Here is a 13,826-nt window from a genome sequence, read left to right as displayed (position 1 = left end):
ACGTGGGTCTGGTGCCGGGGCGGGGCTCAGGCGCGGGTGAACACGTGGGCGCCCTTCTCCGCCGCCTCCTCGGTGCGGCGCAGACCGGGGTTCTCGGCGAGCCAGCGGTCGCCCAGCGCCCGCTCGTCGGGGCGGGAGGCGTCGTCCAGGACGATCACGGCGTCCTCGGCGCAGCGCGGCAGCAGGACGGGAACGGCCGGGTAGCGGGCCTGGGAGCCCGTGGCCTCCGGCGGTCCGTCGACGAACAGCAGGCCGATGTCCTCCAGGTCGGCGAGGACGGAGGTGTCGTACCACCGGCGGGCGCCGCCGTCCGGGCCCTCTCCGGCCTCCCCGTCGCCGGGCTCGAACCCGGTGAGCGGGGCGGTGCGGATCTCCACCACGTCCTCCAGGCCGTGCGAGGCCACGAGGGCGCGGCTGAGCTCCGCGTAGCGGGCGTCGTGCTCGATGGCCACGAGGCGGCCCGCGCCCGCGCGCCGCAGCGCGTACCCGATCCACACGCTGGACGATCCGCTGCCGCACTCGACCACGAGTCCGGGACGGCGCCGGTCGATGTCGCGGACGAGCAGTCGCATGACGTCGGGCGAGGCCGCCCAGCCGCGCAGGGGCGGCATGAACGTCGGGGTGTCGAGGTGTTCGCGCAGCTCGGTCCAGGCGACCTGCTGCTCGTAGTCGTTGCGCCCCTGCACGGTGACCGCGTGGGTGACCTCGCGGGCCAGCTTGGGGAGGGAGTGGTCCCGCAGGTGCGTGAGCCGCTCCTTGACCCCGTCCATCGAGTGCGCGGCCTCCAGGCGGTCGCGGCCCAGCGCCTCCGCGACCCTGCGGCTGTGGGTGTCCATCGCCGTGGACACGGAACCGGACAGGCCCTTGACGGTGCGGCGCAGCAGGAGGAGGACCAGGGCCATGAGCGCGACCGCGCCGCCGAGCGCGCCGAGGAGCACGAGGACGGCCGCGTCCACCCACCGGATCAGGCCGAGGAACCCCAGGACCACGGGGACGGCGAGGACGGCGGCACCGCCGACCGCGCCGACGGCCAGGATCGGACGGAGACGTCTGCGAAGCGACCGCATGGGCGGGTACCTCCACGGGAGTTGGCGGCCCGGCACCGCAAGGGTGAACCGAGGGGGACACAGAGGGGGACGATCGGCTTTCTCCACACGGAACGGCCGGTTCCGAACGCTGTTCCGGGAGGAGGAGCGACAAACGGATCAAGCGTTTTCGAGACTAGCCCTTCACGTCGACGGCGAGATGCGCGTGAGTCGAATCGAAACCCGCAGGACGCTCAATTCTCCTTCTGTTCACCCTTCCATCACCATTTACTCATTTCTGCGTATCTGTACCCTTCTCGCCGGAAGGGCGGTCACCATCCGGTGGCGCCGCGCAGGGCCTCGTCCATCACCGGGGCGAGGGTCGCGGAGTAGGTGGCGGTCATGTGGGAGTGGTCCCAGAACACCAGGACGTTCCCGATGACGGCTTCGCACCGCCCTTCCGGGCACACGTACTCGGTGAGGTCCACGGTCGTGACGTTGCCGGGCAGGTCCGCGGCCGCGGCCGGGTCGGCGGCGGCCTGGCTGTAGCCGGCCGGGGACACGCACTCCTCCAGGGGACGGCTCTCCACGCACTCGGCCCCCGCGGTGTCGCGCCGCGGCAGGTCGCGCATGCCGATGACGTCGATGCCCAGCGCGTCCAGCTGCTGCCAGCGCTCCACAAAACCCTCGTGGACCCGCTCCCCGGCCGGGCTGGCCCGGGTGGAGGAGGTGAACACGGCGTCGGGCCGCTCCCGTTCCAGGATCTCCATGGCCTCGGCGTTCCACGCCTCGCACTCGGGAAAGGGCTCCCCGCCCCGGGTGTGGGGGCCCGTGCCGAACTGGCAGCCGCTCTTGGTGAAGGACAGCAGCCGCCACCCGTTGTCCTCGGCCGCCTCCAGGACCGACGGGTACCAGTGCGCGACCCGGGACGCGCCCACCAGGGCCAGGGTGTGCTCGGCGTCGGCCGGTCCGGCGTCGCACACCGTGACCTCGCTCTGCGTGAGCGGCACGTGGCAGCCCCGGGCGTGGTGGGGGGACAGGTCCTGGCTCGCGTCCGCGGGGTCGGGGCGCACCGGCATCTCCTGGAGCAGCAGGGACGGGTCGACCGCCAGCCGGGCCCCGGGGTAGTAGGCGGGTGTGCGCACCTCCTCCGCGCGGGCCTGCTGCTCCTCCTCGATCCGACCCGACCACAGTGCCGTCGCGGCCAGCACGGGGACGAGCAGGACCCCGGCCACCCCCAGCGACCAGGCCGGGGAGCGCCGCCCGGGCGCCCTGGTCAGGCGTTCGACCCCGCCCTCGACGGCCTTGGAGGTGACCAGGGCCAGGAGCAGGGACAGCGCGAGCACGAACACCCCGCCGAGGGGGGACGCCAGGGAGCGGTCCGTCACGGCCAGGTAGCAGACCAGGACCGGCCAGTGCCAGAGGTAGAAGGGGTAGGAGAGCGCGCCCAGGGCCATGAGCGGCTTCCAGGTGAGCAGCCGGTCGGCGCCGAACCGGGTCCCGGAACCGGCCAGGACCACCATGACCGCGGCGCCGGTCGGCCACAGGGCGACGTAGCCGGGGAAGAGCGTGGAGACCTGGAGGAGGACCCCGCAGGAGACGAGCGCGAGCAGGCCCGCCCACCCCAGGACGACCCGCAGGCGCACGGGCAGGTCGATCCGGTGGACGACGAGGGCGAGCAGCCCGCCCAGTGCGGGCTCCCACAGGCGGGCGCCGGTGTCGAAGTACGCCCAGGCCTGGTCGGTCCCGGTGATCCGCACCGAGTAGGCCAGGGACACGGCGAACACCAGGCCCACGACCGCGGGGAAGGCCAGGTCCGACCGTACGCGGAGCCGGGCCGCGACCAGGGCGGTCAGTCCCAGCAGGAGCGGCCAGAGCAGGTAGAACTGGCCCTGGATCGACAGCGACCAGAAGTGCTGGACCGGGCTGGCCGCGGCCTCCCGGGCGAGGTAGTCCACCGCGGCCCGGGCCAGGGCCCAGTTCTCGTGGTAGAGCGCGGCGGCTCTGACCTGCGCGATCACGTCGGTCCACCGCGAGCTCGGCAGCCACAGCCAGGTGGCGGCGAGGGTCGCGGCGAGCACGACGGCCGCCGCCGGGGTGAGTCTGCGGGCCAGTTTGGCCCAGAAGGCGGCGAGCCCGATGCGGCCGTCGCGTTCCAGCGCCCTGACCAGCGACCCCGTGATGAGGAAGCCCGTGAGGAGCAGGAACACGTCCACACCGCCGGAGACCCGGCCGAACCAGACGTGGTAGAAGGCCACGAGGAGTACCGCGACGGCGCGCAGTCCCTCGATCTCGGGGCGGAATCCGCCGCCCTTTCGCGTGCCCGACGGCTCTCGGGAGAGTGGGTTCGTGGTGGCGGGCGCGGGGGCCCCAGCCGCTGAGACGGACATGAGTGGTGAACGGCCTCGAAGAATAGGAAGGTTTTCACCGAACGAGGCGCGGAGCGGGTTCGGTCCCTCGAATTCGGCGCTGAATCATCGCCGATTTCGACACCCCTCCGGTGAATGGCCGGAGAACGCACGGCCAACGGTCCGCCGACACTCGTGGCGGCTCCCGGACGTAGGCCCGGAACTCCAGGAGAAACCCCTCTCCGTCGGCCGTGTCGGACCGGGCGGGCGTTTTCACCATGAAGGCGATGATTGCGGACGAGTCTCGTGGGGAAGGGCGGTGGAGGGTCCGCCGCGGGCAGCGCCGGCGGGCCGCGGCTCGGCGGCGTCGCGCCGGGGGCGCGGAGCGCGGTTTATTCCCCGGCCGGGGTGTAAAGAGCCTGACACCCGGTGTCCTGCCGTCCGGCTGATAGCTTGCTGCCTAGGCGATCCCATCGCTGCTGAACACGACGAGCCCCGTTCCTGGAAAGGTGCGTCAGAGATGTCTGCGCCATACACGCTTCCCGAACTGCCCTACGACTACGCGGCCCTGGAGCCGTGGATCTCCGGCCAGATCATGGAGCTGCACCACGACAAGCACCACGCTGCCTACGTCACCGGTGCCAACACCGCTCTGGAGAAGCTGGCGGAGGTTCGCGAGTCCGGTGACTACGCCACCGTGAACCTGCACGAGAAGAACCTGGCGTTCCACCTGGGCGGCCACGTCAACCACAGCATCTTCTGGAAGAACCTGTCCGCCGACGGCGGCGACAAGCCCGAGGGCGAGCTGGGCGCGGCCATCGCCGACCAGTTCGGCTCGTTCGACGCCTTCCGCGCGCACTTCGGCGCCGCGGCCTCCGGCCTCCAGGGCTCGGGCTGGGCGATCCTGGCCTGGGACACCCTGGGCCAGCGGCTGATCGTCGAGCAGCTGTACGACCAGCAGGCGAACAGCCCGGTCACCACCCAGCCGCTGCTGATGCTGGACATGTGGGAGCACGCCTTCTACCTCCAGTACAAGAACGTGAAGGCGGAGTACGTCAAGGCGTTCTGGAACGTGGTCAACTGGGCCGACGTCCAGGAGCGCTTCGACGCCGCCCGCAAGGTCCGGCTGGGCTAGACCGTCCTCCGCGGACCGTTCCGGGCCGGCGACCGGCGCGAGCGCCGGGTCCCGCCGGGGGCATCCGCGGAAGACGCCCCGGACCGCCCTCCGCGGCGCGGCCCGGGCAGTGCGGGGGGCGGCGCCACACCGGTGGTGCCGCCCCCGCGTGCGTCCGGGCCGCGCCGCGGTCAGACCACGAGCCGCACGGGGTCCTTCGCCACCGGGCCGTGCCGACGGAACTCCCGCCAGGCCCGGGAGAGCCGCCAGACCAGCTCCTCCCGGGTACTGGCGTCGAAGGCCACGGGCAGCCGGAAGTACTCCGCGTGCCGGCCGTCGGGGGACGCCGACATGGTGGGGCCCGGCACCAGCTCCACGTCGTGGCAGAGCGCGACCTGGGCGTAGGCGCGGGAGTCCGCGCCGGGCAGGCGCACCCACAGGGCGGCGCCCCCGTCCGGGCGCCTCCACTCCCAGTCGGGCAGGGCCTCGCGGAGCAGCCCCTCCATGTGGTCGAGGGCCCCGCGCATCATCTCCGAGCGCTGGTGGGCGAGGCCGGCGTAGTCCTCCAGCAGGCGCACGGCCACCGCCTGGTCCAGGAGGGGGCCGGCGAGGTCGGCGAGGACCTTGCGGCGGCTGAGCCGCAGCGCCATCTCGGCCGGGGCCCGCAGCCACCCCACCCGGAGCCCCGCCCAGGAGACCTTGGACAGGGAGTCGACGCTGATGATCTCGGCCCCCCGCGGGGCGTACGCGGCCAGGGGGGCGGGTTCGTCGGGGGAGCGCAGTCCGGTGTAGGCGGCGTCCTCCAGGATCGGCACCCCGTGGCGGGCGGACAGTTCGCCCAGCTCCCGGCGGCGCGCCGCTGACATCATCGTGCCCGTGGGGTTGTGGTACGAGGGCATGACGTAGATCAGGTGGGGCGCGTGCTCGGCCACGGCCCGGCGCACGCCCACCCCGTCGATGCCCTGGTCGTCCAGGGGCACCGGCAGGAACTCGGCGCCCCGGTCCGCCATCAGGTCCAGACAGCCCGCGAAGCCGGGGTCCTCCACCACCACGGGCGACCCCTCGCGGAGGTAGAGCTGCGAGACCAGGTTGACGGCCTGGTGGGCGCCGGTGGTGACCACGATCTGGTCCGGGGTCGTCGGCAGGTCCAGTCGGCAGTAGTGGTCGGCGATGGCCCGGCGCAGCGCGGGCAGCCCGCGCGGGTGGTACGTGCTCTCGGCCATGAGCGACGGCAGGTCCTCGGCGACGACCCGGCGGATGGCCGCCTCCACCCCGCCCAGGGCGGGGGTGTGGAGGCAGGCGGCCGAGATGAGCCCCTCGTCGCTCTGGAAGAGGTTGCGGTACATGGCGTTGACGCTGCCGGTGCGGCTCCAGCCGTCCGGGCGCACGGGCGCGACCCTGCCGCTGATCCGTGTGCCGCTGCCCTGCCTGCTCTCGAGCAGCCCCTCCGAGCGCAGGGAGTCGTAGGCGGAGACCACCGTCGTGCGGCTGACCCTGAGCGCGGCGGCGAGGACCCGCTCCGAGGGAAGGCGCTCGTTCGGCGCCAGGGTGCCCTGGGCCACGAGATCGCGCAGGGAGTCCGCGAGGCGCCGGTAGAGGGGGCCCTCCCCCCGGGACCAGGTGCCGAGGACGTCGGCGAGGTCGGCGGGCTTCCGCGAAGAGTCCATTTACCGCTCCATTGGATCTGTGGGGAAGCCCCCGGGGCTTCCATAATGGCATTGGAGAACAGAGCACCACCAGAGCCAAGGTGGACCGCTTCATCGAGGTCCACTTCTCGATCGGAGTCGTCGTGAACCTCCTCGCCCAGCACCCCCGCACCGTCGCCGACCACCCGCGCACACCGCACCGAACCCGGACGGCGCAGGGCGCCCGGGAGAGACGGCCGCTCCTGGCCGAGTCGCGCACGGTCCTGGGCGACCGCCGGTACCTCGCCCCGCTCGCCGCCGCGCTGCGGAAGCGGGCCGCCGGGGGAGACGGAGCCCCCGAAGAGGTCCACTTCTCCGACGGAGGGGACCGCATACACGTCATCGCGCTGTGGCGCTCACCGACGGACCTGCGGGAGTTCGTGGAGGCGTCCCACGGCGACCTCCTGGACTTCCGGGCGCTGACCGGCGCCTTCCCCCGGGTCGGACGCGTGCTGTGGTGGGCGGCGGACGGCGCCGCGGTGACCCCGGAGGAGGCCGCGGCCCGCGCGGAGCACCTGCGCGAGCACGGTCCGCGTCCGCACGCGTTCACGCTCGCCTCCCCGGTCCCCGCCCCGGCCTGAGTGCCCGCGTCGTACGGACCACCGGGGGCCGGCGGCGGGACGGCCCCGTGCGGTCAGCGCAACCCCTCCACCGTCCAGGTCCCGCCCAGCCCGGGCGCCAGGGAGCGGCTCGCCACCTCGGCGAACCCGGCCGGGTCCAGGCCGCCGGTGCTCTCCGGCACCGCCCCCTCCAGCGGCCCCGCCCCCATCCCGGGCAGATCGGTGAGGTTGCAGCGCATCGCCAGGTCCGGCCGCTCCGGCCAGGACCCCACCACGACGCCCGCCGGATGCAGCCCCCGTGTGCGCAGCGCCTCGCCGGTCAGCGCGGTCTCGTTCAGCGTTCCCAGGTCCGGCCGGGCGACCACGAGCACGGGCGCGGACAGCAGCACGGCCGCGTCGGCGAGGGTCTGGCCCTCGGCGTTCAACCGGACCAGGAGCCCGCCCGCCCCCTCCACCAGCACCAGTTCGTGGTCTCCGAGCAGCTCCCACACCGCGTCCGCCACGTGTTCGGCCCGGACCGCGGGCGCCCCGCAGCGCGCGGCGGCCGTGGCGGGCGCCAGGGGGTCGGGGTAGCGGGCCAGCTCGACGGCGGTCACTCCGGGCACGAGCCCGGCGACCACGTCAACGTCACCCCGCTCGGCCGGTCCCACCCCGGTCTGGGCGGGCTTGAGCACCGCCACCCGGCGCCCGGCGGCCCGCGCCAGAGCGGCCACGGCGGCCGTGACCACGGTCTTGCCGACCTCGGTTCCGGTTCCTGTCACCATCAGGACGGTCACCGGCACCACACTCTCTCCCCGTCACGGCCCATGCGGCTCCTCACCAGTCCTCCCGTCACCGATCATCCTGAACCCGCACTCTTCCCCGAGAGGGGGAGCCCAAGCACGGCCCCTGCCCCGCGCACCGGTGAGGGGCGCCCCGGGCCCGGCCCCCGCTCACGCCCCGCCGTCGGCGGCGGCCGCGGAGGCCTCCGCGGCGGCGACCATCCCCGCGGCGACCACGGCCACGTCCCCGGCGGTACAGGTGTAGGGGGGCATGGCGTACACGAGCTCGCGGAAGGGCCGGAGCCACACCCCCGCCTCCACCGCGGCGCGCGTGGCCTCGCGCACCCGCACCGGGGCCTCCAGCTCCACCACCCCGATCGCGCCGAGCACCCGCACCTCCCGCACCCCGGGCGCCCCCTCGAGCGGGGCGAGGCCCGCGCGCAGACCGGCCCCGATCCGTGCCACGTCGCCCCTCCAGCCGCCCCCGGCGAGCAGGTCCACCGAGGCCGCGGCCGTCGCGCAGGCCAGCGGGTTGCCCATGAAGGTGGGGCCGTGGGCGAGGACCGGCTCCTCCCCCTCGGCGATACCCCGGGCCACGCACCCCGTGCACAGGGTGGCGGCGAGGGACATGTACCCGCCCGTCAGCGCCTTGCCCAGGCACATCACGTCGGGGGCCACCCCCGCGTGGTCCGCGGCGAACAGCTCGCCCGTGCGGCCGAAGCCCGTGGCGATCTCGTCGAACACCAGCAGCAGTCCGTGCCCGTCCGCGATCCTGCGCAGCTCCCGCAGATATCCCGGGTGGTGGAAACGCATCCCCCCGGCGCCCTGCACCACGGGTTCCACGATGATCGCGGCCAGCTCACGGGCGTGCTCGGCGGCCACCCGCTCGAACGCCTCCACGTAGCCGGGGTCGGGAGGGGCGTCGAACCCGCCGGGCGGCGCAGGCGCGTACACCTGGGCGGGCAGGAGGCCGCCCCACAGGGCGTGCATGCCCCCGTCCGGGTCGCAGACGCTCATCGCGTGGAACGTGTCCCCGTGGTACCCGCCCCTCCAGGTGAGGAACCGCCGCCTCTCCGGGCTCCCCGAGGAGCGGTGGTACTGGAGGCACATCTTCATGGCGACCTCCACCGACACCGACCCGGAGTCGGCGAGGAAGACGTGCTCCAGGGGCTCCGGCGCGATCCCCACGAGCGCCTCGGCGAGCTCGGCGGCCGGGCCGTGCGTGAGCCCCCCGAACATGACGTGGCTGAACGCGTCCACCTGCCGCCGCACCGCCGCGTCGAGCACGGGGTGGCGGTACCCGTGGATCGCCGACCACCAGGACGCCATCCCGTCGACCACCCGGTGGGACCTCCCGTCCGCCCACAGGGTCAGCCGGGTCCCCTCCGCCTCGGTGACCACGTACGGCGGCTCGGCCGGGGGCACCGTGGAGTAGGGGTGCCACAGGCGCGCCATGTCGGTGTCCCTGACCCGGCGGGGGCCGGACCAGGCCCGCGGGCGGACCGCTCCTGTGTCTGTGCGCGTCATGGTGCCCCATTGTTCACCCGGGCCGGGCGTGGGCCCCCGGGCCGTCCCGCCAGGAATCCGCGCGGAACTTTGTGGGCTTCCGCCGGTGACGGCCGGGCCCGCGGGCGGGCAGAGTCGTAGACGCCTCCCTGGCACGCAGGACCGGACCGCCCCAGCGGAATTGGCCGCCGCTGGGCCGGTCCCTCCCCGGGAGGCCCTCACGCCGTCCCGGCCGACCGGGACAGCCCGTCCGGCCTCCCCGCCGCCCCGCCCCGCAGAACGGCCCCGGAGCGCGCGATCCGACCCGGGACCGCTCGTCCGCCTCCCCCGCCCCCACCGGAGTGTGACCCGCACCGACCACCGCACCGAGGAGTCCGCGCTCATGCCGAGCACCGCCGCCACCGCACCGCCCCGCCGCCCGTGGACCCTGCGCGCCAGGCGCCCGCCCTCCCCTGCGGGGACCCCGGTGCGCGCGGACCCCGGGCCCTCCACCGCCGCGTCCCCCCGCCACCCCTTCGGCTGGCTGGACGGCGCCGCCCGGATCCGCGCGGCCGCCGGGCTGTCCCGGCGCACCGCCCCCAGGGCCGCCGACGACGGCCTCCTGGACCTGGCGGGCAACGACTACCTGGGCCTGCTCCGCCACCCCGACGTGGTCGGCGCGGCGGCCGACGCGGCCCGTGCGTGGGGCGCGGGCGCCGGGGGCTCGCGCCTGGTCTCCGGCGACACCGACCTCCACCAGGAGCTGGAGCGCGAGCTCGCCGCCTTCTACGGCACGGAGTCCGCCCTCGTTTTCTCCTCCGGGTACGCGGCGAACCTGGCGATGGTCACCGCTCTGGCCTCACGCGACGGCGGCGACGCGCCCCTGCTGGTGTGCGACCGGCACAACCACGCCTCCCTCATCGACGCGACGCGGCTGGCGAAGGCCTCCGGAGCGCGGGTCGCCGTCTTCGACCACGCCGACCCGGACCGTGCGGCGGAGGCTCTCGCCCCGGCGCGGGGCCGTGCGCTGGTGCTGAGCGACGCCGTGTTCTCGGTGGACGGCGACCTCGCCGACGCGGCGGCGCTCGCCCGGACGGCGCGCCGGCACGGCGCGGCACTCCTGCTGGACGACGCGCACGGACTGGGCGTGGTGGGGCCGGGCGGCCGGGGGACGCCGACCGCCGCCGGCCTGCGGGGCGCGGACGACGTGGTGGTGTCGGTGACCCTGTCCAAGTCCCTCGGCGCGCAGGGTGGTGCGGTCCTCGGACCGCGGCGCGTGGTCCGGCACCTGGTCGAGACCGCCCGCACCTTCGTCTTCGACACCGGTCTCGCCCCGGCCTCGGCGGGAGCGGCGCTGGCGGCCCTGCGCGTGCTGGTCGCGGAGCCGGGGCGTGCCGCCGCGGTCCGGGACCGGGCCCGGCGGCTGTCCGAGGGGCTGCGCGAGCGCGGCCTGGACGCGAGCCGTCCCGACGCCGCCGTGGTCTCGGTCGGGGCGCCCTCGCCCGAGGCCGCGGTGGCGTGGCGGGCCGCGTGCCTCGCCGAGGGGGTGCGGGTGGGGTGCTTCCGCCCGCCGTCGGTCCCCGACGGCAGGTCCAGACTGCGGCTGACCGCCCGCGCGACACTCGGTGACGGCGACCTCGACCGTGTGCTGGCCGTCGTCGGTTCGACCCGCCCCCCGGTACCCTTGCGGAGGGAATCAGGAGCCGTCCGGTAGGCGGGAGGCGGTATCGGCAGTGGCAGCACGTGGTGAAGACCCGCAGACGCCGGAACCTGTGCCCGACGACCCCTCCGCCGTCGAGGGGACCGGCTCCCCGAAGAGCCCGGCCCCCCGGGACGGCGGCCCCTCCGGCGGACCCGGCGGCGCTTCCCCGGGCGCGGGCGGCGGGGGCCCTTCGGGGCCGCGCGCACGGCGGCGCGGGGCCCGCGCCGCGGTCGCCGTCTCCCTCGTGCTCGTCCTCGCCCTGGTCGTCACCCTCACCGTGCCCGCCACGCGCGAGGGGCTGATGGAGCTCTGGTGCGACGCCACCGGCGGCGTGTGCCCCGGGGAGGAGCTCCCCCCGATCACCGAGGACGAGGAGTCCGACTGGCGGGTCCGGATGGAACCGGAGGAAGCCGCGCTCTGGGGCAACTACGTGGCCCTGGGCGACTCCTACTCCTCGGGGGACGGCGCGGGCGACTACGACCCGGCCACCGCCGAGCCGGGCGGCTGCTGGCGCTCCGAGAACGCCTACCCCAAGGTCATCGGTGAGGAGTTCGACTTCTCGGGCTCGCTGGCCTTCTACGCGTGCAGCACCCACAAGGGCGAGGACATGCTCGGCCAGATCGGCACGCCCGAGTCCCAGATCGAGCGGGTCACCGAGAACACGTCCCTGGTCACCCTCGGCATCGGCGGCAACGACCTGGGGTTCACCCCCGTCCTGCGCACCTGCATCGTGCGGATGCCGCTGCTGGAGAGCAGCGTCTGCGTCGAGCAGGAGGAGGACCTGGAGCGCCGGATGGACGCGTTCGAGGAGACCCTCGCCGAGGTGCTCGGCGAGATCCGCGACCGCGCGCCCGACGCCCGCGTGCTCGTGCTGGGGTACCCCCGGCTGTTCCCCGAGGAGCCGCCGGGCATGTACTACACGCTGACCGTGAGCGACCAGGTCTGGTTGAACTCCCTGGCCCAGCGCTTCAACGAGCGCATCCGCGACGGCGTCTACGAGGTGGACGGCGAGGTGTACGGCGGTCGCCGCACCGGCAGCGTCGAGTACGTGAACACCTTCTCCGCCCTCAACGGGTACGAGGTGAGCGCGGAGGAGTCCTGGTTGAACGGCATCGTGCTCGGCCAGCTGGGCGAGGGCCTGCGCGTGGACCGGGCCAGCTTCCACCCCACCGCCCAGGGCCAGATGTCCATCGCCGAACGCGTGCGCCTCCAGATCCTGGAAGGGCCCGAACGCACCCTGTACGTGTCCCGGGAGACCCTGGAGGACGTCGACCCGGAACAGCTGATGTCGGAGCTGGGCGGCCCCTTGGACCCGGTCCGCGCCCCGGAGCCCTCCGGGTCGCCGGCCAACGAGGCCGACGCGCCCTAAACGTGTTCCGCGGAACATTCCGGGCACGCGGGAGGCGGGAGGCCCGCCGACGGCGGGGTGGGACCGGTGGTGCAGCCATCCGGTGAACGCCTCCCTCCCCTCGGCCTCGGACCGGCAGGTGGCGTAGGCCCGCGCGGCGGCCGGAGGGGCCCCGTCACAGCGGAGCCCCCTCCGGCCGGTCCGCTACCGCTCAGCCCTGAGTTCCTCCAGGACCTCGCCGAACCGGTCCAGACCCCAGTTGAGGTCCTCCTCGCTGATCACGAGGGGCGGCGACATGCGCACCGTGGAACCGTGGGTGTCCTTGACCAGGACGCCGTGCTCGGCGAGGCGCCTGCACAGCTCCTTGCCGGAGGCGAGTCGCGGGTCGACGTCGATGCCCGCCCACAGGCCGATGCTGCGCGTGGACACCACCCCGTTGCCGACGAACTCCTTCAGGCGGCGCTTGAGCACCTCGCCGAGGCGGCGCGTGTTGTCCAGGTAGGGCCCCTCGGTGAGCATCCGGACGACCGTGGACCCCACCGCGCCGGCCATCGGGTTGCCGCCGAACGTGCTCCCGTGCTGGCCCGGCTGGATCACGCCGAGCACGTCCTCGTCGGCGACCATCGCCGACACGGGCAGGATGCCTCCGCCCAGCGCCTTGCCGAACAGGTAGGCGTCGGGGACCACCCCGCTGTGCTCGCAGGCGCGGACGGTGCCGGTGCGGCCGAGACCGGACTGCACCTCGTCAGCGATGAACAGCACCCGGTTGGCGTCGCAGATCTCCCGCACCCGGGGCAGGTAGTCCGCAGGGGGCACGATCACGCCCGCCTCGCCCTGGACCGGCTCGATGAGGACCGCCGCCGTGGTGTCGTCGACGGCCTCCTCCACGGCCGCGGCGTCGCCGTACGGCACCGACCGGAAGCCCGGGGTGTAGGGGCCGAAGCCCGTCCTGGCCTCCGGGTCGGACGAGAACGAGATGACCGTGGTGGTGCGGCCGTGGAAGTTGGCCCCCGCCACGACGATGGTCGCCCGGTTCTCCGGGATGCCCTTGACCTCGTAGCCCCACTTGCGGGCCACCTTGATGCCGGTCTCCACCGCCTCGGCGCCGGTGTTCATCGGCAGGACCTTCTCCTTGCCGACCATGTCGGCGAGGGCGCTCACCCAGGGTCCGAACTGGTCGTTGTAGAAGGCGCGGCTGGTGAGCGTGACCCGGTCCAGCTGCCGGTGCGCCGCCGCCAGCAGGTCGGGGTTGTGGTGGCCGAAGTTCATGGCCGAGTATCCGGCCAGGCAGTCCAGGTACTTCCTTCCCTCGACGTCCGTGACCCAGGCGCCACGGCCCTCGGCGATCACGACGGGAAGGGGTGAGTAGTTGTGCGCGGATCGCGCCTGTGCCAGCGCGATGTGCTCGGCGCTGGAGAATCCCTGTCCGCCGGGGTTTCCGGCGGAGTCCTGCTGGCCCAGATTCTGGGTGTTGTCCATCTAGCCGCTCCGATCACCATTGACCGATGTCAGACAGTAGATACCCACCGGACGGCCCTGTAGAGCCCTCCGGCGGAGGTCCCCACGAGTTGAGCAGATGATCCGGCGGGCCCACAAGGGGTGAGGCGTATCACAGATCGCCGCCGGGGCCCGGAACCCGTGCGGGAGGCCCCCTCCCGACCCCCTGAGCGGCCCCCCTCTCATCCGTGGTGACCTGGTACGACACCCTGGGTGACGCGCTCCACAGCCCCGACGGCGATCGGCTCCTCCCCCGAGGGGTACCGTCGCACCAACGAGCCACAGTGCCGCCGCGAGCCCC

10 protein-coding genes are annotated in these 13,826 nt (G+C 74.1%); 4 read left to right on the top strand and 6 right to left on the bottom strand.

The window, feature by feature from the left end; all coding sequences use genetic code 11:
* Positions 1–26: 26 nt before the first annotated feature.
* Together ACWGL3_RS08350 and ACWGL3_RS08345 are read right to left on the bottom strand one after the other, a co-directional pair.
* Positions 27–1,067, bottom strand: a complete 1,041-nt coding sequence (locus tag ACWGL3_RS08350; protein ID WP_267946066.1) for a class I SAM-dependent methyltransferase — start codon at positions 1,065–1,067, stop codon at positions 27–29.
* Positions 1,068–1,357: 290 nt separating this feature from the next.
* Positions 1,358–3,415: an acyltransferase family protein gene (locus tag ACWGL3_RS08345; protein ID WP_452461088.1), complete on the bottom strand. Its 2,058-nt coding sequence runs from the start codon at positions 3,413–3,415 to the stop codon at positions 1,358–1,360.
* 478 nt (positions 3,416–3,893) lie between these two features.
* On the opposite strand from ACWGL3_RS08345, the gene ACWGL3_RS08340 reads away from it, so the two are divergent.
* Complete coding sequence (locus tag ACWGL3_RS08340; protein ID WP_267946068.1) at positions 3,894–4,508, top strand: superoxide dismutase; 615 nt, start codon at positions 3,894–3,896, stop codon at positions 4,506–4,508.
* A 170-nt stretch (positions 4,509–4,678) separates the two neighbouring features.
* Here the strand turns inward: ACWGL3_RS08340 and ACWGL3_RS08335 are convergent, their stop codons facing one another.
* Positions 4,679–6,154: an aminotransferase-like domain-containing protein gene (locus tag ACWGL3_RS08335; RefSeq protein WP_267946069.1), complete on the bottom strand. Its 1,476-nt coding sequence runs from the start codon at positions 6,152–6,154 to the stop codon at positions 4,679–4,681.
* An 80-nt stretch (positions 6,155–6,234) separates the two neighbouring features.
* Between ACWGL3_RS08335 and ACWGL3_RS08330 the strand changes: the two genes are divergently transcribed.
* Entirely contained in the window at positions 6,235–6,753 is a 519-nt protein-coding gene (locus ACWGL3_RS08330; protein ID WP_267946070.1) for a DUF3291 domain-containing protein, read from the top strand.
* Between the two features lie 53 nt (positions 6,754–6,806).
* On the opposite strand, the gene bioD is transcribed toward ACWGL3_RS08330, so the two are convergent.
* Positions 6,807–7,508 (bottom strand): dethiobiotin synthase, encoded by a 702-nt coding sequence (bioD, locus tag ACWGL3_RS08325; RefSeq protein WP_267946071.1) that lies wholly within the window; start codon positions 7,506–7,508, stop codon positions 6,807–6,809.
* Between the two features lie 156 nt (positions 7,509–7,664).
* Positions 7,665–9,020 (bottom strand): adenosylmethionine--8-amino-7-oxononanoate transaminase, encoded by a 1,356-nt coding sequence (locus tag ACWGL3_RS08320; protein ID WP_452461087.1) that lies wholly within the window; start codon positions 9,018–9,020, stop codon positions 7,665–7,667.
* Between the two features lie 361 nt (positions 9,021–9,381).
* On the opposite strand from ACWGL3_RS08320, the gene ACWGL3_RS08315 reads away from it, so the two are divergent.
* Both ACWGL3_RS08315 and ACWGL3_RS08310 read left to right on the top strand, forming a co-directional pair.
* Positions 9,382–10,692: an aminotransferase class I/II-fold pyridoxal phosphate-dependent enzyme gene (locus ACWGL3_RS08315; RefSeq protein ID WP_352982977.1), complete on the top strand. Its 1,311-nt coding sequence runs from the start codon at positions 9,382–9,384 to the stop codon at positions 10,690–10,692.
* A 19-nt stretch (positions 10,693–10,711) separates the two neighbouring features.
* Entirely contained in the window at positions 10,712–12,049 is a 1,338-nt protein-coding gene (locus tag ACWGL3_RS08310; protein ID WP_267946073.1) for an SGNH/GDSL hydrolase family protein, read from the top strand.
* A gap of 183 nt (positions 12,050–12,232) precedes the next feature.
* On the opposite strand, the gene rocD is transcribed toward ACWGL3_RS08310, so the two are convergent.
* The gene (gene rocD, locus ACWGL3_RS08305; RefSeq protein WP_267946074.1) at positions 12,233–13,507 is read right to left on the bottom strand and encodes an ornithine--oxo-acid transaminase; all 1,275 of its coding nucleotides are present in this window, start codon (positions 13,505–13,507) and stop codon (positions 12,233–12,235) included.
* Positions 13,508–13,826 lie beyond the last annotated feature (319 nt).

The sequence above is a fragment of the Nocardiopsis sp. NPDC055824 genome, assembly GCF_053616335.1.
Note: the sequence above shows the minus strand (reverse complement) of the source record. Positions and strands in the feature narration are given on the sequence as shown.